The sequence below is a fragment of the Plantactinospora mayteni genome, from assembly GCF_016862935.1.
GTDB classification, from domain to species: Bacteria; Actinomycetota; Actinomycetes; order Mycobacteriales; family Micromonosporaceae; genus Plantactinospora; species Plantactinospora mayteni.
In genome coordinates, this window is sequence record NZ_BONX01000078.1 from 1 (window position 1) to 17,563 (window position 17,563).

14 protein-coding genes and 2 pseudogenes are annotated in these 17,563 nt (G+C 71.3%); 6 read left to right on the forward strand and 10 right to left on the reverse strand.

Translation table 11 applies throughout. The annotated features are described in order from the left end of the window. Positions 1–233 precede the first annotated feature (233 nt). From Pma05_RS40615 to Pma05_RS40630, 4 genes and pseudogenes are all read right to left on the reverse strand, one after another. Entirely contained in the window at positions 234–635 is a 402-nt protein-coding gene (locus Pma05_RS40615; protein ID WP_203862873.1) for a hypothetical protein, read from the reverse strand. A gap of 170 nt (positions 636–805) precedes the next feature. After that, a pseudogene (locus Pma05_RS40620) lies at positions 806–1,306 on the reverse strand (transposase); the annotation flags it as partial. Between the two features lie 429 nt (positions 1,307–1,735). Further along, a complete protein-coding gene (locus tag Pma05_RS40625) occupies positions 1,736–2,146 on the reverse strand; it encodes a hypothetical protein (protein WP_203862874.1) in 411 nt (136 codons plus the stop codon). Positions 2,147–3,227: 1,081 nt separating this feature from the next. Beyond that, complete coding sequence (locus Pma05_RS40630; RefSeq protein ID WP_203862875.1) at positions 3,228–3,722, reverse strand: DUF3558 family protein; 495 nt, start codon at positions 3,720–3,722, stop codon at positions 3,228–3,230. Positions 3,723–4,206: 484 nt separating this feature from the next. On the opposite strand from Pma05_RS40630, the gene Pma05_RS40635 reads away from it, so the two are divergent. After that, the gene (locus Pma05_RS40635; protein WP_203862876.1) at positions 4,207–4,830 is read left to right on the forward strand and encodes a ClpP family protease; all 624 of its coding nucleotides are present in this window, start codon (positions 4,207–4,209) and stop codon (positions 4,828–4,830) included. A 127-nt stretch (positions 4,831–4,957) separates the two neighbouring features. Continuing rightward, the gene (locus Pma05_RS40640) at positions 4,958–5,443 is read left to right on the forward strand and encodes a GNAT family N-acetyltransferase (protein WP_203862877.1); all 486 of its coding nucleotides are present in this window, start codon (positions 4,958–4,960) and stop codon (positions 5,441–5,443) included. 61 nt (positions 5,444–5,504) lie between these two features. Here the strand turns inward: Pma05_RS40640 and Pma05_RS40645 are convergent, their stop codons facing one another. Beyond that, positions 5,505–6,518, reverse strand: coding sequence for a helix-turn-helix transcriptional regulator (locus tag Pma05_RS40645; protein ID WP_203862878.1), 1,014 nt, complete (start codon positions 6,516–6,518; stop codon positions 5,505–5,507). A gap of 33 nt (positions 6,519–6,551) precedes the next feature. Between Pma05_RS40645 and Pma05_RS40650 the strand changes: the two genes are divergently transcribed. Together Pma05_RS40650 and Pma05_RS40655 are read left to right on the forward strand one after the other, a co-directional pair. Next, complete coding sequence (locus Pma05_RS40650) at positions 6,552–6,956, forward strand: DUF3224 domain-containing protein (RefSeq protein ID WP_203862879.1); 405 nt, start codon at positions 6,552–6,554, stop codon at positions 6,954–6,956. A 70-nt stretch (positions 6,957–7,026) separates the two neighbouring features. Further along, positions 7,027–7,994, forward strand: a pseudogene (locus tag Pma05_RS40655) (DNA polymerase domain-containing protein). Between the two features lie 95 nt (positions 7,995–8,089). Here the strand turns inward: Pma05_RS40655 and Pma05_RS40660 are convergent. Beyond that, positions 8,090–9,316 carry a DUF418 domain-containing protein gene (locus Pma05_RS40660; RefSeq protein WP_203862880.1) on the reverse strand — a complete coding sequence of 409 codons (1,227 nt, stop codon included), beginning with the start codon at positions 9,314–9,316 and terminating at the stop codon, positions 8,090–8,092. A gap of 97 nt (positions 9,317–9,413) precedes the next feature. Here Pma05_RS40660 and Pma05_RS40665 point away from each other — a divergent pair, with 97 nt between their 5' ends. Continuing rightward, positions 9,414–10,190: a TetR/AcrR family transcriptional regulator gene (locus Pma05_RS40665; RefSeq protein WP_203862881.1), complete on the forward strand. Its 777-nt coding sequence runs from the start codon at positions 9,414–9,416 to the stop codon at positions 10,188–10,190. Positions 10,191–10,312: 122 nt separating this feature from the next. On the opposite strand, the gene Pma05_RS40670 is transcribed toward Pma05_RS40665, so the two are convergent. The 4 genes from Pma05_RS40670 to Pma05_RS40685 all read right to left on the reverse strand — a co-directional run bounded on the left by Pma05_RS40670 (position 10,313) and on the right by Pma05_RS40685 (position 14,340). Further along, a complete protein-coding gene (locus Pma05_RS40670; protein WP_203862882.1) occupies positions 10,313–11,638 on the reverse strand; it encodes an extracellular catalytic domain type 1 short-chain-length polyhydroxyalkanoate depolymerase in 1,326 nt (441 codons plus the stop codon). A 200-nt stretch (positions 11,639–11,838) separates the two neighbouring features. Continuing rightward, positions 11,839–12,879, reverse strand: coding sequence for a LacI family DNA-binding transcriptional regulator (locus Pma05_RS40675; protein ID WP_203862883.1), 1,041 nt, complete (start codon positions 12,877–12,879; stop codon positions 11,839–11,841). A gap of 194 nt (positions 12,880–13,073) precedes the next feature. After that, a complete protein-coding gene (locus Pma05_RS40680; RefSeq protein ID WP_203862884.1) occupies positions 13,074–13,847 on the reverse strand; it encodes a Clp protease N-terminal domain-containing protein in 774 nt (257 codons plus the stop codon). Positions 13,848–13,905: 58 nt separating this feature from the next. Then, complete coding sequence (locus Pma05_RS40685) at positions 13,906–14,340, reverse strand: hypothetical protein (RefSeq protein WP_203862885.1); 435 nt, start codon at positions 14,338–14,340, stop codon at positions 13,906–13,908. 398 nt (positions 14,341–14,738) lie between these two features. Between Pma05_RS40685 and alaS the strand changes: the two genes are divergently transcribed. Next, positions 14,739–17,411 carry an alanine--tRNA ligase gene (gene alaS, locus Pma05_RS40690; RefSeq protein ID WP_203862886.1) on the forward strand — a complete coding sequence of 891 codons (2,673 nt, stop codon included), beginning with the start codon at positions 14,739–14,741 and terminating at the stop codon, positions 17,409–17,411. Positions 17,412–17,563: the final 152 nt, after the last annotated feature.

Sequence of the window (17,563 nt, forward strand, 5' to 3'; positions counted from 1 at the left end):
GGTGCGGCGAGTGATAACGAGCCACCGAGCTAACCACCGGTGACGCGCGCCGCCCGTTTCCTGGTCAACCAGGGGCTGGCGGGCCGCATTCCACAAACGACCGGTGGCTGGCACCCCCGAGTGGCGCCAGCCACCGGCCGGACCGCGCGTCACACTGCTGAACGCGTTACGACGCTGCCGCCCCGGCAGACCGGGCGATCATCGTCCTGTGGTATTGGGCGGACCAAACTCGGCTAGTTGATGTTCCGCCAGGTCGACTCGTCACTGTAGGCGTCAAGGTTGCTGGATTTGTGGAGGTAAATGTAAAACCCGATTCTCGAGCCCTCACTCAGGTCGTACTTGCCGCCCATCGACGCTCGGACCTCCTTACAAGTGCCGTTGCCCCCGACCTGCATGCTGTACTGGCGTCCGACGCCATAGTCGTCGACAACAAGCCCCACCGCCCAGCCGTCGGCCTCGATGTCGCAGAGTCGGACGATGTCACCGTTGGTCGTGAACGTAACCCGTCCGCCGGGGTCACCGTCGTCGGTGTGCATCGTGTGCGTCGCGGCCTGCGCGGGGGCTGCCACCGCGAGGGACGCGGCGACGCCGAGCCCCAGAGCCACCAGCGTGCTGGAGAGCGTACGCATCTTCACAGACTTTCCCTTCGTCATTGACGCGCCGCATTGCCGGATCGCGTTACGGCGCAACTGGATCCTCGCACACGTTGATCATGGAAACCACCGGTGACGATTAGCTTGAGGCGATCTTGAGCCGTCGATCCACAGTGGATCGCGTTCGATCGAGGGCCCGATGCCGGCGGATTGCGGGTCGCCGATTCCTTCTCCGAGTGGCAGATCACGATCGAGGCGTCCAGATCGAGGACCAGGCCGGGGATCGGCAGGCCGGACGCGGTCGCCGCCGGCAGCCCACCGCGGGTCTCGCACGTTTGCGCCCAGGCCACCTCCCGGGCCCGCGCCCGGGCCGTCCGCACCTGAGCCAACGCTTCACCGTCCATCCCGGACAGCAGCCGCCACGCGGTGGGATCCGAGGCCACCACACCGAACAGCTCCGCCTGGTCACGCAGCACCGCCAAGTCGGCGATCGCTTCGCCGCCATCAGCGATCATCACGGCCAGGTCCGCCGCGACCCGCCCCGGCTCGTGGCCGCCTTGCCGCTGCCGCAACCCCGCGAGGGCCTCGCCGAATGCGGCGGTCAAACCGGTCACGTCAGCGACATCGGTCAGCAGACGGGCGCCTGCGTGTCCGACCACGCCACGTCCGTCCGCGCTCACAGTGATCTTCGGACGCGTTCCGGTAGCCTTCACCTGGCAAGTGCCTTCCGTGACGGGCGATCAGGGCCTTCGACAAGCCAGATCATCCCAGATAGGAAGGCACTTCCTCATTTCTGATCATGAACCGCGGCCGGGCTTACTGAAGGGCCGAGGCTAGGACCGAACCGATGCCACTGCCTGACGATGAGCATCAGGAGTGGATGACGCGTGCCTTCGGGTACCTGCTGAAGCAGGTCGCCGCACGTGCCGGATTGGACAACGAGACGACCAGGCCGGCGTCGCCAACGCAACGGGGCGACCGGTTGCGCTCTCACCGGCCGCCCGCCTCGCTCCTTCCGCGCCTTCATGGAACGGGAGCCGCGCCGGGGTCAGGAGCCGCGGTGAACCCGGCACCCGCCCGCGGGGACGACAGCGCCGCTGGCGACTGAGCCGGGCCGCGGGGCATCGGCCCGGCCGATGGCCCTACGCCTGAGCGTCGTTCCAGAGGGAACAGGCGACGGGCGAGGTGCCTTCCGTGGTACACGTCCGGATGTTGAGCCGGGTCCCCTCGGGGAAGTCGTCGTCGCGGATCACGGTGGAGCCATTCCCCCCGGCGTTCCTGACGTAGAAGTCATAGCCGTTACCCGCCTGATAAGGCGATACGTCCACGAATATCGTGACGGAGTGGCCGTCCGCGCACCAGTCGGAGACCCAGAACTCGTCCCCGGCGGCAAAGAACGATCCCACTCCACCGCCATCGCTATTGCCGCAGCCGGGCGCGTAGGTCGTGGCGCTGAGGGCGGCGAAAGCCGGCGTGGCCGTGACGACACCGGTGGCCGCGATGGCGGCAACGGCCACCCCCACAAAGGCGGAACGTTTGAGATTGACAGACATGGAGCTCCTATGCTAGTGCGCGCGAACTGCGTTAGCGAAGATTAACATCCACGCAGGTGAAGTTCTCTTGCGCACGTGGTAGTTGGCGAGGTCTCGCCAACTACACATCGCGCATGCGATGGTCACGATCGACCTGACGCGAGGCGCGAGAGCCCGTTCACGCGGTGGCGCCCCACCTCTCGTCCCGGCGTCCCAAGGTCGCCAACCTATCACAGCGGTGCCATCGCGGGGCGTACCGTTCTCGCCCGCTGCTCCTGGTCCGACGGTTATCCACAGGGCGGCGCGGTTCTCCACGGGTTGTTCACAACGTGGTCCAGGTTCGCGCACAGGTTTAATGCTGTATCTACGGGCGACCATTCGATGTCGACCCGCCCTCACGCGACCAGCGCTGTCACGATTGGCTGCGGGTCGGGTGCTGGGGCTGTGCTACGGTCGCCGCCATGGCTGCCGTATGGCGGTTCACGACCGACACCACGCCGATCTTGGCCATCACTCAACGGCTGCCGCGCCAACCAGGCGACCAACAGGTCCGTCAACGCCGCCACTGCCGCCGCCCGGTCCTCTTCGGACAGGGTCAGTAACAACACCGGCGACTCCACAACAACCGGCCGGGTCCGCGTACCCTGCCCGGCCTTCCTAACCCTCGCCACGCCGAGGACAACGCCGATCGACGTCGGCGGTCACGCCCACCCGTTCAGGCACGTGACCAACCCGGCAACGACCGCGCACGATCAACGTCCGACCCGGGTGTGGTAGCCGTCTCGACGAACCTTCGCATGCGCGGCCGAGACCGCCAGCACGGGACCCTCAAGCACAGGCTGAAAGTTCGTATTGTGGCGTGCTGGGTGCACCGATCCTGACGGTGCGGGAACCCCGGATCCCGGGTCCGGACCTGTCCGGCTCGGGAGATTCGGACGTAAGGCTTGATCTTGCTGTGTCCGGATACCCGAACCTCGTGGACGAGCTTTACCCGAGCCTCGTGGACGAGTTGCGTGAGGAGCCGCCCGACGGCGTTCGGTCCGGCGTCGAGCGGCGATGGCGTCGGGTGGTAGATATCGCGCGAACTCTCGTACGACTACGACTACGACAACTGCGGCTCGACCACGGTAGCCACGCGGGTGACCAGCTCACACGCCTTCTGCCGATCGTTGAGGCCGAGCAACTCGACCTCCAGGGTGGACGACGTCCCGACGAGGAGGGCCACCGAGCAGCCGGTCCGCAGCCCGCCCACCCCCGTGATGCCGGTGTGTTTGCCGATCGTGACCGGACGTGGGCCCGTCAGGTCCAGTCCGTCGGGAGTGCCACGGTCGTAGATCACCACGTAGACCTGGATGTACCCCGACCTCTCTCCTCTGTACTCATATCCACAGGTCCTTGCCGCACCGAGAACCTTGGACTCGCCACCGTCGAGTTGCAGTGTGCTCGCGTCGGCGCCGGATAGCAGTGTGCACGGATCGACGCCGACAAGCGGTGCGCTGCTCGCCGTTGGCGTACCGGCGGCCACCCCGGCGGGATCGGCGGGCCCGGAATTCCGGGACAGCAGTACGACCGCGGCGATCACCACGACCACCACCACGATGAAGACGGCGGCACCTCCGACGACGAGTCCGAGCAGCAGGCCCTTCCTCTTCCGCGGCGGTTGGGGAGGTGGGTACCCCGGGTTCCAGGGGCCGATCGACTGCGGTGGGCCCCGGAGGTGGCGGGACCGGAGGTGGCCCGCCGGTCCATCCGGGCGGTTGGTGCTGCCAGCCGGTTCCCGGCGGGTGGCTCACGTTTCCTCCAGATATCGAACGTCCCACGTCACCCGCGCCGCACGGCGTACGCCTGGGCAGACATGCCGACGAGGGGTGGGCGTTGCGGCGGTCTTGGCCGTTGGCCACCGGTGGCCGACTGTGCCAGCCAGCGGCTTCGTTTCGGCTTCACGTGTTCCGGTGTTCCGACGACGCGATCACCATCGCGGGGGCGACCGGGGACGGAGGCGGATTCCGCCGACGGCTGAAGCCGTGCGCTGACAGCGTAAGCCGTCGATTCTGCCTGCTGGCCGTCACTAGGTTGCTGGCATGACTGACCTGCACACCCCACAGGCTCGCGGCGGAGAACAGCCGCACGGCACCCTCGACGACTCGGTCTACAGCCGGCTGTTGCGGGAGCGGATCATTTTCCTCGGCAGTGAGGTCACCGACGAGCTGGCCAACCGGATCTGCGCCCAGTTGCTGCTGCTCGCGGCCGAGGACGCACAGCGGGACATCAACCTCTGGATCAACTCGCCGGGCGGCTCGGTCTACGCCGGAATGGCGATCTACGACACCATGCAGTTCATCGACAACGACGTCTCGACGGTGGCGATGGGGATGGCCGGGTCGATGGGACAGTTCCTGCTCTGCGCCGGGACACCCGGCAAGCGGTACGCGCTGCCGCACGCGCGGATCATCATGCACCAGCCCTCCGGCGGGATGGGCGGTACCGCCGCCGACATCGCCATCCAGGCCGAGCAGATGCTGCACACCAAGCGGATGCTGCTGGAGATGATCGCCCAGCACACCGGGCAGACGTACGACCAGATCGTCCAGGACGCCGACCGGGACCGCTGGTTCACCGCGACCGAAGCCAGGGACTACGGCTTCATCGACCAGGTGGTCAGCGGCACCGGCCGGGTCTCCGCGCAGGCCGGTACGCCCGGTTGATCCGGGGCGGGCTCACGGAATCCGATCCGGCCGGGGCGGGCCGGCCGAAGCCGACCCCGGCCGGATCGCGCCGTCCGGGCCCGTATCCCGGTTGCCCGCCCGGTGACCGCGCGGCTAGCGTCGCGGCGTGCGGATCCGCGAGTTCACCGAGGCCGACTGGCCCGGGGTGTGGCCGATCGTCCGGGACGTCGTACGGGCCGGGGAGACGTTCACCTACGACCCTCGGATGACCGCCGAGCAGGCGTACGAGATCTGGGTCGAGTCGGCGCCGGGGCTGACCGTGGTGGCGGTCGAGGACGACCGGCTGCTCGGTACGGCCAAGATGGGCCCGAACCGGCCCGGTCCGGGCAGCCACGTCTCGACCGCCAGCTTCATGGTCGCCGCCGACGTACGGGGGCGGGGCGTGGGGACGGCGCTGTGCCGTTACGCCGTGGACTGGGCGAGGCGGCACGGGTACGCCGGCATGCAGTTCAACGCCGTCGCCGAGTCCAACGAACGGGCCGTCGCGCTCTACCAGCGGCACGGGTTCGCGGTGGTGGGTACGGTGCCGGGCGCCTTCGCCCATCCGGCGCTGGGTCGGGTCGGCCTGCACGTGATGTACCACGAGTTCTGAGCGCCGCCGGGGTGCGGACAGCCAGGCTGCCGGCAGGACTTGCCCCTGACACGGTCTCCGGCTACCGGGGACGGTGCGGGTCGGGCCGGTCGTCCGCGCCGTCGGCGTACCGGGCCGGTGGTGTTCCGACGGCGGCGGTGAACTCTCGGACCAGGTGCGCCTGGTCGTAGTAGCCGAGATCGGCGGCGAGACCCGCCCAGTCGATCGGGCCGCCGTCGGTGGCCCGCAGGGCTGCCTCCTGGAGGCGGCAGCGCCGGATGACCCAGCCGGGGCTGACTCCGACGTGCTCGGCGAAGAGGCGTTGCAGGGCGCGTACCCGCAGGCCGAGCCGGTCGGCCAGGTCGGTCACCCGGAGGATCGACCGGTCCTCCCCGACCAGCCGGACCGCCCGCTCCACGGTCAGCACCGCCGGGTCCGGTCGGTCCGGCATGATCGCGGTCAGTGCCCGGTCGAGCACCGGGCCGGCCGCGTCGAGGTCGGCGGCGGCGGTGACGGCGGCGGCCAGGTGCGCGGCATCGAGCCCCGGAAGCACCGAGGCTGGGACCGGCCCCTCGGCCGCCGGGCGGCCCAGCAACGCGGCGAGACCACCGGCGGTGAAGCGGACCCCGACCACCCGCCCCTGTCCGGCGAGTACCCGGTCGAACCGGCGCCGGGGCGGCCCGTACAGCCAGGCCCGGCCCTGCTCGACGGTCAGGTGTGCCGAGGCGTGCGGCAGGGTCGACTGCCGGTGGGCGGGCTGGCCGCGCAGGTCCCAGCGGACCGACCAGTACCAGGCGACGTACGGGAGCAGCTCCGGGACGGGTGCCCGCCGTCGCAGCGCCTCGACCCCGGCCGGTGCGGTACGCAGCACTCCCCGCCGGTCGTCGAGATCACGCTCCACCCGACCCAGCGTACGAGGCACGCCGGCCGCCGGCACCGTCGCCGAGGTCAGCCGGGACTCACCACCGGGCCGGGACTCACCACCGAGCCGGGACTCACCACCGAGCCGGGACTCACCGCCGAGCCGGGACTCACCGCCGAGCCGGGAGTTCACCACCGAGCCGGGAGTCACCGCCTGCCCGACGCGAATATCCAATCCGCTGTCCGGGGGCCACCCTACGATTCCGGCATGACGCGACAGACCGGCACCGCCCTCGCCCCCGGCACCGAGTTCACCGCCGAGTTCGAGGTGACCGGGTGGGACGAGCAGCCCTACGACGAGCCCGCTGAGGGCGGCACCCTGGCCCGGGTGACCGTGCGGAAGAGCTTCCGTGGCGCGATCGAGGGAACCAGCGTCGCCGAACTGCTGACCGCGGCGAACCGGGGATACGTGGCTTCGGAGCGCTTCACCGGCAGCATCGACGGGCAGCACGGGACGGTGGTCTTCCAGCACGGCGGCCTGGACGCCGAGCCTCCGCGTACCTTCGGACACGTCGTGCCGGGGACCGGGACCGGCGGGCTGACCGGGCTGCTCGGGACGATCAGCTACCGGCACGACGAGTCCGGGCACAGCGTCCGGCTGGTGCTCGACTGACTGTGCGGCCTCCACGGCGGCCCGGCCGGGTGGAGTTGACCGTACGGCGGCGCCCCGGGAGAGTGGTTCGATGACGGGCAGAGCCGACGAGGTGCGGGACGGGGTCTCGCTGACCAACCTCGACCAGCCCCTGTTCGACGGGCGGACGCGACCAAGCGGGACCTGGTGGACTATCTCGACGAGGTACGCGACCCGCTGATCGGCCAGTTGCGGGACCGACCGCTCTCGGTGATCCGGGTACTCCGGGGCCAGCCGCCGTTCATGCAGAAGAACGTGCCGCGCTACACCCCCTCGTGGATCTCGACGGTGACGCTCTGGGCGGAGGCGTCCCGCCGCGAGGTCTCGTACGCCCTCTGCAACGACCGGCGTACCCTGCTCTGGTTCGGCAACCAGCGAGCCGTGGAATACCACCCCACCCTGGTCACCGCGGAGCGGCGGGACCGCCCCACCCATCTGGTGCTGGACCTCGATCCACCGGCCCCCGACACGTTTCCGCTGGTCGTCGGCGCCGCTCAGCTCGTCCGGCAGGTACTGGCCGAGGCCGGGTTGTCCGGGGTGGTGAAGACCAGCGGGGCGAAGGGCGTGCACGTCTTCGTACCGGTCGACCCGGAATCGCCGATCGAGGACGTGGCCGCCGCGACCCGGGCGCTGGCGGCCCGGGCGGAACGGCTGGATTCCGCGCTGGCGACCACGGCCTTCATCCGGGAGGACCGGGGCGGCCGGGTCTTCGTCGACTCGACCCGGTCCGGCGGCGCGACGGTGGTCTCGGCGTACAGTCCTCGGCTCCGGCCGGGGGTGCCGGTGTCGTTCCCGGTGCCGTGGGAGGAGTTGGACCGGGTCACCCCGGCCGACTTCACCCTGCGTACGGTGCCGCGCCTGCTGGCCGGGCGGGATCCGTGGACCGAGCGGATGCCGGAGTCGCAGCGGCTCCCGGCCGACCTGGTCGCCGAGGGGCACACCATCCCGATCGCCCGGGTGCAGGCCATGCACGAGGGCAAGCGCCGGGCCCGGGCCCGCCGCGCCGCCGAGCCGGACTGAGCACGGGCCCGGATCGACGGTCGACGCGCCACGGTTCGCGCGGCGCGTCGACCGTCGTCCGGGTGACGGTGCGGGGCGATGGCTCGGGTGCCGGGTCAGTACGGCTGTCGCCGCCAGGTCGGCCGGGCCGCGAAGGTGACGGCACGCAGGCAGTACTCGGCCGGGCCGTAGCGGTGGGTGGCCAGCCAACGGGCACTGACCAGGAGTTGGAGCAGGAAGATCGCGACGGCGACGAGTACGACGGTCAGCGGCGAGACATGGCCGACGAGTCCGAAGCCCCAGCCGGTGAAGAGGATCGCGCAGATCGCCGACTGACCGAGGTAGTTGCTCAGCGCCATCCGCCCGGCCGGCGCGATCACGGCGGAGAGGCGCTGGCCGGGGCGAGTGCGGAAGAACTCCAGCAAAGTGCCGACGTAGGCGGCGGTGAGCAGTGGCGCGGTCAGCACCGTGACCGCCAGGGCGAACATGTTCATCTCGGTGGTGCCGCCGGTGCTGGCCAGCACCACCCCGCCGGCCAGGCCGACCGGATATCCGACGTACTGGACGATCCGCAGTGCGCGGCGATGCCGACCGGCGTCGGCGAGTACCTGCCGCTTGCCGGCGGCCAGCCCGACCAGGAACACGGCCATCGCCAGCGGCCCCTGGAAGCCGGCGAGCGCGCCGAGCATCTGCGGCATCGAGCGGAGGTGCTCGGCGATCACCGAACCCGGGTTGCCGCGCAGCGCCTCGGTGGACTCCTGCCCGGCGGCGATCGCGGCTGCCGCGTCCGGGGCGAAGACCGCGCCGGAGAGCGCCGAGATCGTCATGAAGAGCGCGACGACTCCGGTCAGCACCCCGGCGACGACCAGCGCGGTCCGGGGTCGGATGCCGCGCACGGCCAGCAGGATCAGCCCGAGCAGGGCGTACGTGGTGAGGATGTCGCCGTGGAACAGCAGTACGGCGTGTGCGGCGCCGATCACGAACAGTCCGGCCAGCCGCCGGAGGAACCGGGGTACGAAGGCGGCCCCCTGCCGGGCGGCGGAGTCGAACTGCAACGTGAAGCTGTAGCCGAACAGGAACGCGAAGAGCAGGTAGAACTTCAGCTCGAACAGCAGCGCGACGACCCAGCGCACACCCTGGTCGAGTCCGGACGAGAAGGCCGGGTCGTCGATGCCGTGCCACGGGTAGGCCGTGGCGAAGAAGGCGATGTTGATCACCAGGATGCCGAACAGCGCGAAGCTGCGCAGCGCGTCGACGTCGCCGAGGCGACGGCCGGGGGTCTCCGACGACGGGTCCGACACGGCCGGACGGGCGGAGGCAGGGCTCGCGATTGTGCTGCTCATGGCCAGGACTATACGGACGTCCTATACATCTGTCTATGACGTTTGTATAAGACGTTCGTATTGGACGGTTGTATAGAGCGCGGATAGGATCACCGGCGTGGGTCATCGGGAACAGCTCCTCGCCGGCGCCAAGCGCTGCCTCTACGAGCGCGGGTACGCCCGCACCACCGCGCGGGACATCGTGACCGCGTCCGGCACCAACCTGGCCTCCATCGGCTACCACTTCGGCTCGAAGGAGGCCCTGCTCACCGCCGCGATGATCGAGGCGATGGACGAGTGGGGCGACGAACTCGAACGGGCCGTCACGGTCGATCCGGACGCCAGCCCGCTGGATCGACTGACCGCGATCTGGACCGGGGTGTCGGAGTCGGTGACCCGGCACCGGCAGCTCTGGGCGGCCTCCGTCGACCTGGTGACCCAGGTCGACCACCACCCCGAGCTGCGGGAACGGCTCGCCGCCGCGATGGCCGCCGGGCGGGCCGCGTTCACCTCGATCGTCCTCGACAACTCCGGCGAGGGCGACACCTTCGGCCCCGTCGACGGCGAGGGCGACACCTCGGTCGACAGCAAGGGCGACACCGCTGACCCCGTGGACGGCAACGGCCCTGTCCCCGGCAACGGGATCGAGGTGGCCGACGGGGCTTCGAGGGCGGCGCCGGGAGATCCCGGATCCGAGGTCGGGGCACTGGTGATGGCGGTCATCACCGGGCTCAGCGTGCAGTGGCTACTCGACCCGGAAGGGGCGCCCTCCGGAGCGCAACTGGTCGAGGCGCTGCGTACCCTCGCGGCAGCGGCCGGAACGACCTCGGGCCCGGCAGCCGTCGACGGCCCGGCCGGGCACGGCGGCAGCCCGGTCGCCGGCGCTCCGGCCTGACCGGGTCCCGAAGCCGGGCCGGCGGGTTGCCGGCGGAGGATCGTCCGCCGGCAACCCGCCTCTCCCTCGCGCGGCCCGTCGCGCTTCGATAACGAGTGGGGCCGATCGGGTACGCGGCCGGATCAGCTCAGCGTGCAGGCCGTCCCGTTGAGGCTGACCGAGGCCGGCCTACCGGTGTTGCCGGTGTGGTTGGCCTGGAAGCCGATTCCGACCGACGCGTTCGGCGCGATGGTGCCGTTGTAGCTGACGTTGCGGGCGGTCACCGCACCGCTGCTCGGGCTGTAGGAGGCGTTCCACCCCGAGGTGATGGTCTGCCCGGCCGGCAGGGTGAAGGAGAGCGTCCAGCCGTTGACGGCCGAGGTGCCCCGGTTGGTGATGGTGATCGCGGCGGTCAGCCCGGAGTTCCAGGCGTTCACCGTGTAGCTGACCGCGCAGCCACCGGCCGGCGGCTGAGTCGGCGGCTGAGTCGGCGGCAGGGTCGGCGGCGGCGTGGTGGTCGGTACGGCCGTCGGGGTGCCGGTGGGCGGCGTGGTGCTGTCCAACCCGAAGAACCGGATCGCCTCGGCCGCGTTCACCGGCAGGTTGTGCGGTACCCCCTGCATGCTGATCGCCTCGACCGGCGCCGTCGGGCCACTGCCGCCGTAGCGGGTACGGGTGTAGCCGGACTGCGGCGTGTCGGTGAAGGTCGGCGTCTGACTCAGCCCGTGCACGTTGGTCCACTGCTTGATCTCTTCGCCGAAGTTCGGATAGCGCAGCGTCTCGTCGTTGGTGCCGTGCCACAACTGCATCCGGGGACGGGCGCCGGTGTAGCCGGGGTACGCTCCCCGGACCAGGTCGCCCCACTGCTGTGCGGTCCGGATGATCTGACCGTTGGCGCACTCGCTGTTCCAGGTGGAGCCGCCGGTGGTGGCGAAGCAACTGTGCGGCACACCGGCGAAGGCGGCCCCGGCGGTGAAGACGTCCGGATAGTTGCCGAGCAGCACGTTGGTCATCATCGCGCCGGAGGAGACACCGGTGGCGAAGACCTGCCCGGTGCTGTAGCGCTGCTGCACGTACCGGACCATCGACACGATCGAGACGGGGTCGCTGCCGCCGTCCCGACGCAGCGCCTGCGGGGAGTAGACGTCGAAGCACTGGCCGCTGCGGGTCGCCGAGGGGTAGATCACGATGTAGCCGTACCGGTCGGCCAGCGAGGCGAACTGGGTGCCGGAGTAGAACGCGGGGCCGGTACCGGTGCAGTAGTGCACCGCGACCAGGATCGCCGGGCGGGCCGCCAACCGGTCCGGCACGTAGAGGTGCATTCGCAGGTTGCTGGGGTTGGTGCCGAAGTTGGTCACCTCGGTCAGCGCCGCCGCCGAGGCCGGGGTGGCCACCGTCAGGCTCACCAGGCCCGCGGTGAGCGCCAGCGCGCTTCCCGCGACGGCGAGCGCGTGTAGGAGTCGTCGCATCCTGATCCTCTCTCGACCCGGCGAGGCGCGGTCACGGACGGGCGATCCGGGGGCGACCCTGCCAGACTGAAACATCCCAAAGTATCGATGGAAAGATTTCGCCGCACAAGACATCGACCGACATGAGTTCGTAACGACGGCGTAGCGGCGGTGGAACCGAACCCTCGACCTTGGACCGCACGGGGTCCGGACGCACGGGTTCAGCCGCGTGACGGCGGGGCGGTGCTCTCCCGTACGACGAGTTCGGTGGCCAGCTCGACCCGGTGCTGGTCCAGGGACTGGCCCGCCGCGAGGTCGATGATCATGCGGGTGGCGGTCGCCCCCATCTGCTCCAGCGGCTGGCGGATCGTCGTCATCGGCGGCCCGGACCAGCGGGTGAAGGAGAGGTCGTCGAAGCCGACCACGCTCAGCTCGTCCGGGATGCCCACCCCGGCCAGCCGGGCCGCCTCGTACACCCCGAGCGCCTGGAGGTCGTTGGCGGTGAAGATCGCGGTGGGCGGGTCGGGCAGCGCCAGCAACTCCCGGCCGTCGGCCAGGCCGCCCTCGACGTACAGGGTGCTGATCCGCACCAGGTCGGGATCGACCGGTACGCCCGCCGCGTCCATCGCCGCCCGGTAGCCGTCGAGCCGGGCCCGGCAGCACGGCCACTCCGGCGGTCCACCCAACATCGCGATCCGCCGGTGCCCGAGGTCGAGCAGGTGCCGGGTGGCGGCCAGCCCGCCGTTCCAGTTCGTCGCCCCGACCGACGGGGTCTGGTGCAGCGGCTCCCCCGTCGGATCGAGCACGACGAGCGGGATCGACCGGGTGGCGAGCTGCGACTGCTGCGCGACGGTCAGCTCGGAGAAGACCGCGATCACCCCGGTCGGTCGCCGGGTCAGTACCTGCTCGGTCCAGGCGCGCCCCGGGGTCAGCCGGCCCTGCATCTCGGTGAGTACGACGGCCAGGTCGTGCTCCCGGGCCACCCTCTCGACGCCCCGGATGATCTCCAGTGCCCAGAGGCTCTCCAGGGCGTGGAAGACCAGCTCCACGATCGCCACCGAGGTCGACCCGCCCGGCCGGCGGTAGCCGTGCTCCCGCAGGATCGCCTCGACCCGCCTCCGGGTCTCCAGCGCCACCCCGGTCTGTCCGTTGATGACCCGGGACACCGTCGGCGCGGAGACCCCGGCCAGCCGGGCGATCTTGGCGACGGTGAGCACCCTGCCACGCCCGCTCCGGGCCGTCTGCGGATTGGTGCCGGTCATCGCCGCAGCCTACGCGAACATCGACCGACGGAACCGTCTCGGCATCAGGACGGTACGGCCTCGTCGTCCGGCCAGAGTGGAGTGACCGTGGGCCCGCGTCAGGGCAGGTCGGTCAGCAACGGCAACGCGACCACCAGCAGGAACGTCAGCATCGCCACGACCGCCGGCACGATCCTGCGCATCTCGGCGGCCGGTCAGTCCGCGTCGGTCCCGCCGGCCCGCTCCTCCAGCCGTTCGAGCCGGGCGACGATCGGCTGTAGTTCCCGGCGTACCGCGGCGGCCAGCAGCGCGGCGATCTCGGGTGACGGTCCGGCGGTGCTGGCCGGGTCCGCGGGCGGCGGGGCCTGGGCCCGCAGGTGGACGTAGCCGGCCAGGGCCGCCGCCACGGCCCGGCGGGTCAGCCGCAGCTCGGCGCCGAGCGACCGGAGCAGTTGTCCGCCGACCCCGTCGGGCTCGGCGATCAGCCCCAGCAGCAGGTGCTCGCAGCCGATGTAGTTGTGGCCGAACGCGGTCGCCTCGGTGACGGCCAGTTCGAGGGCGTTCGCCGCCGGCGCGCTGAAGTGCAGGGTGTCGTCCGGGTCGCCGCCCGGCTCGGCGGCCGGCTGGCCGGCGAGCCCCTGGAGCACCCGGTCCGGATCGATCTCCTCGACCCGCAGCACGTGCAGGGCCAGGTTGGTCCCCTCGGCCAGCATCCCGGCGAGCAGGTGCGCGCTGCCGACCGCCGCCGAGCCGTCCCCCCGGGACCGGTCGACCGAGAGCAGCACCGCCGCGCGGGCCCGGGGGGTGAAGTTCGGCAGCCGGGCGGCCAGGTCGGCGTCGTCGAGGTCGCCGAGGGCGGTCTCCCGGATCGCGGTCACCCGGCGTACGGCCTGCTCCAGTGCGCGCTGGCAGACCGCCGAGACCGGGATGCCGGCGACCCGCACCGCCTCGGCCAGCTCGTCGGGCAGATAGACGTTGATCTTCGGCATCGCCGGACTCCTTCTGTCGGCACCGTCGGCCGACCCCACTATAACCCCCATGGGGTTATCAGCGACCCCCAGCAGCCTGATCCAGGTCCGCCTCGTCGTCGGCGACCGGCCCACCCAACTCGCCCGTCCCGTACGGGTCCAGGACCTCCAGCACCCGCCGGCCCCAGCGCTCGTGCGCCGCCTGCCGGCTGACCCCCGCCGCCCGGGCGATCAACTCCCAGGTCACTCCCCACCGGCGCAGACCGACGACGCTGGCGAACGGGTCGACGCCGGCGGCCAGGACGATCCGGAAGTGCAACAACTGCGACGCGACCTCGCGCTGCCGCCCGGCCGGCCCCTCCTGCTCGGCCGTCCACTCCGGACTGCCGGGCACCGGCCGGCCACCGATCAGCAGGTCCGCCTGCCGGCTCGCCTCGTTGACGGCGGCATTGGCGGACGCCACGGCGGCCGGGGCGACGTCGACGGTGAGCGCGGTCTGCAAGAATCCATCCATGCCGTCAGGCTAGCCTTGACAACACCAATCCGTCAAGTCGACCTTGACGACCTTAACGGCGGGCCGTCCAGCCGGAGCTGCGTTAAGATCGGTTCATCCCGCCGCACGCCACCAGATGGGCGGGCGGCGACAAATCAGCGCGGGCGGCCACGAACCAGATCGACCGGAGTGAGACGGATGGCGACGGTAGGGCGGCGAGCTAGCCACGCCGAGCTGGGGAACGAGGACAGCGTCCTCGCCTGACCCCCTCGGCCCGGCTCGGCGTACGTCATTTCGGCCCCGACCAGCCACCTTCCGCGTGCGAACGCTCCCGGACGGACACCGCGAGGACCCCGTACGGCTTGCCCCGTGCCGGGTTCCGGTGCGCGTTCGCCACCCCACCCGACAGGGCCTCTCCGATGCGATCCGCCGACATCCGCCGTACCTTCCTCGACTACTTCACCGAGCGCGGCCACACTCCGGTACCGTCCAGTCCACTGATCCCGGACGATCCGACGCTGCTGCTCACCATCGCCGGGATGAACCAGTTCAAGTCCCACTTCCTCGGCGAGTCCACGCCGCCCGCACCACGACTGACCAGCGTGCAGAAGTGCGTACGCACCAACGACATCGCCAACGTCGGCCGGACCACCCGGCACGCCACCTTCTTCGAGATGCTCGGCAACTTCTCCTTCGGCGACTACTTCAAGGCGGACGCCATCGCGTACGCCTGGGAGGTGCTGACCCGGCACTACCAGCTCGACCCGGACCGGTTGTGGATCACCGTGTTCACCGACGACGACGAGGCGGTCGACCTCTGGCGCCGGATCGGCGTACCGGACTCCCGGATCCAGCGCCTCGGCATGGCCGACAACTACTGGTCGACGGGCGTACCCGGACCGTCCGGCCCCTCCTCGGAACTCTGCTACGACCGGGGTCCCGCCTTCGGCGTCGAGGGCGGCCCGGCGGTCGACGACGAACGGTACGTCGAACTCTGGAACCTGGTCTTCATGCAGCACCGACGTGGCGAGGGCGGCGTCAAGCGGGACTTCCCGATCCTCGGCGACCTGCCGAGCCGCAACATCGACACCGGACTCGGCCTGGACCGGCTCGCCGCGATCCTCCAGGACGTCGAGACGGTCTGCCAGACCGACCTGCTCGCCCCGACCCTGGCGCTGGTGCAGGAACTCGCCGGGCGGCCGTACCCCGGCCGGGACGGCAGCCCGGAGTCGGTCTCGTTCCAGGTGGTCACCGAGCACGCCCGAACCACCGCGTTCCTGATCGCCGACGGTGTGCTGCCCGGCAACGAGGGGCGCGGCTACGTGCTGCGCCGGATCATGCGTCGGGCGGTCCGGCACGCCCGCGCGCTGGGCATCGAGGAACCGGTACTGGGCGCGGTCACCGGCAGCGTGATCGCGAACCTCGGCGCCGCCTGGCCGGAACTCGTCACCCAGCGCGGGCTGATCGAGGCGGTCACCGCGCACGAGGAGGAGGCGTTCGGCGGTACCCTCCGGCAGGGCGGCCGGCTGCTCGACGCGGCGATCGGCCGGGCCCGCGAGACGAACTCCGGCCGGCTCTCCGGCGAGACCGCGTTCGAGCTGCACGACACGTACGGCTTTCCGATCGACCTCACCGTGGAGGCGGCGCAGGCGGCCGGGCTCGACGTCGACCGGGACCGCTACGCGACCCTCCTCGACGAGCAGCGCCGACGCGCCCGCGACGGCGGCCGGGACCTCGGCACGGCGGCGCGGCACCGAACGCAGACCTACCGGGATCTGCTGACCCGGCACGGCCGGACCGACTTCGTCGGCTACACCGACCTGCACGCCGAGACCGAACTGCTCGCCGTGCTGCGGGACGGCCGGCCGGTCGACTCGGCCGGCGAGGGCGACCAGGTCGAGCTGGTACTCCGGCGCAGCCCGTTCTACCCGGAGTCCGGCGGGCAGGTCGGCGACGGTGGACGGGTCCGGACCGCCGACGGTGGGCTGGTCGAGATCACCGACACCCGGTACGGGCTGGACGGCCTGCACCTGCACCACGGGCGGGTCGGCTCCGGCGAGGTACGACCCGGCGAGCGGGTCGCGGCGGAGGTCGACGGCGAACGGCGGGCGGCGACCGAGCGGTCCCACTCGGCGACACACGTGCTGCACGCGATGCTGCGCCGGGTACTGGGCCCGCACGCCCGGCAGCAGGGCTCACTGGTCGCGCCCGGCCGGCTCCGGTTCGACTTCGCGCACTTCGCACCGGTCGACGAGACCGCGCTCGACACCATCGGCCGGCTGGTCGACGACTATCTGCTGGCCGACCCGGAGGTACGGGTCTGGCAGGCGAGCCGGGCCGAGGCGGAGGCGGCCGGCGCCACCGCGTTCTTCGGCGACCGGTACGGCGACCAGGTCCGAATCGTCGACATCGGCGACGCGTCCCGCGAGCTGTGCGGGGGTACGCATGTCGGGCACGGCACCCAGGCCGGGCCGGTACGGATCCTCGGCGAATCCTCCGTCGGCGCCGGCGTACGCCGGGTCGAGGCGCTCACCGGCCAGGACGCGCTCCGGTACGCCGACACCGAACGGCGGCTCCTCGCCGAGGTCGGCCGGCTCGTCGGCGCCCGCCCCGACGACCTGCTCGGTACGCTCGCCAACCGGCTCGACGCGCTCGGCGCGGCCGAGGCGGCCCTGCGCCGGTACCGGCGTACCGAACTCGACTCGATCGTCGACACGCTGCTCCAGCAGCGCCGGGAGGTCGGCTCCGGCTGGCTGGTCAGCGCGCTGCGCGACGACCTGACCCCCGCCGAACTCCGCACGGTGGCCAGCGGCGTACTGGACCGGAGTCCGGCCGGCACCCCGACCGTGGTGGTACTGGCGACCGCGGACGACGACCGGGCGCAGTTCGTCGCCGGGCTGGACCGGACGCTGCTGGACCGGGGCGGCCGGCCCGGCGACCTGCTGACCGAGCCGGCCCGGCTGATCGGCGGCGGTGCCGGCGGGACCGGCAACCTGGCCAACGCGGGCGGCCGGCGGGCGGACCGGGTCGGCGAGGCGCTGTCCCGGGCCGAAGCGGCGGCGGCCGAGCTGCTCACCCGGCACCCCGGCTGACCACCCGGCAGGGTCCCCTTCCGGTCGCCTCCGGCCGCTGCGCCATGTTCCGGGAAGGCCGGAGGCACCGGATTCGAGGTGGGGCTGGGCTTCGCGGTGCTGGCCCACCTCACCGGCCGGACCTGACCGCCACTCCCCGTCGACACCCGGCC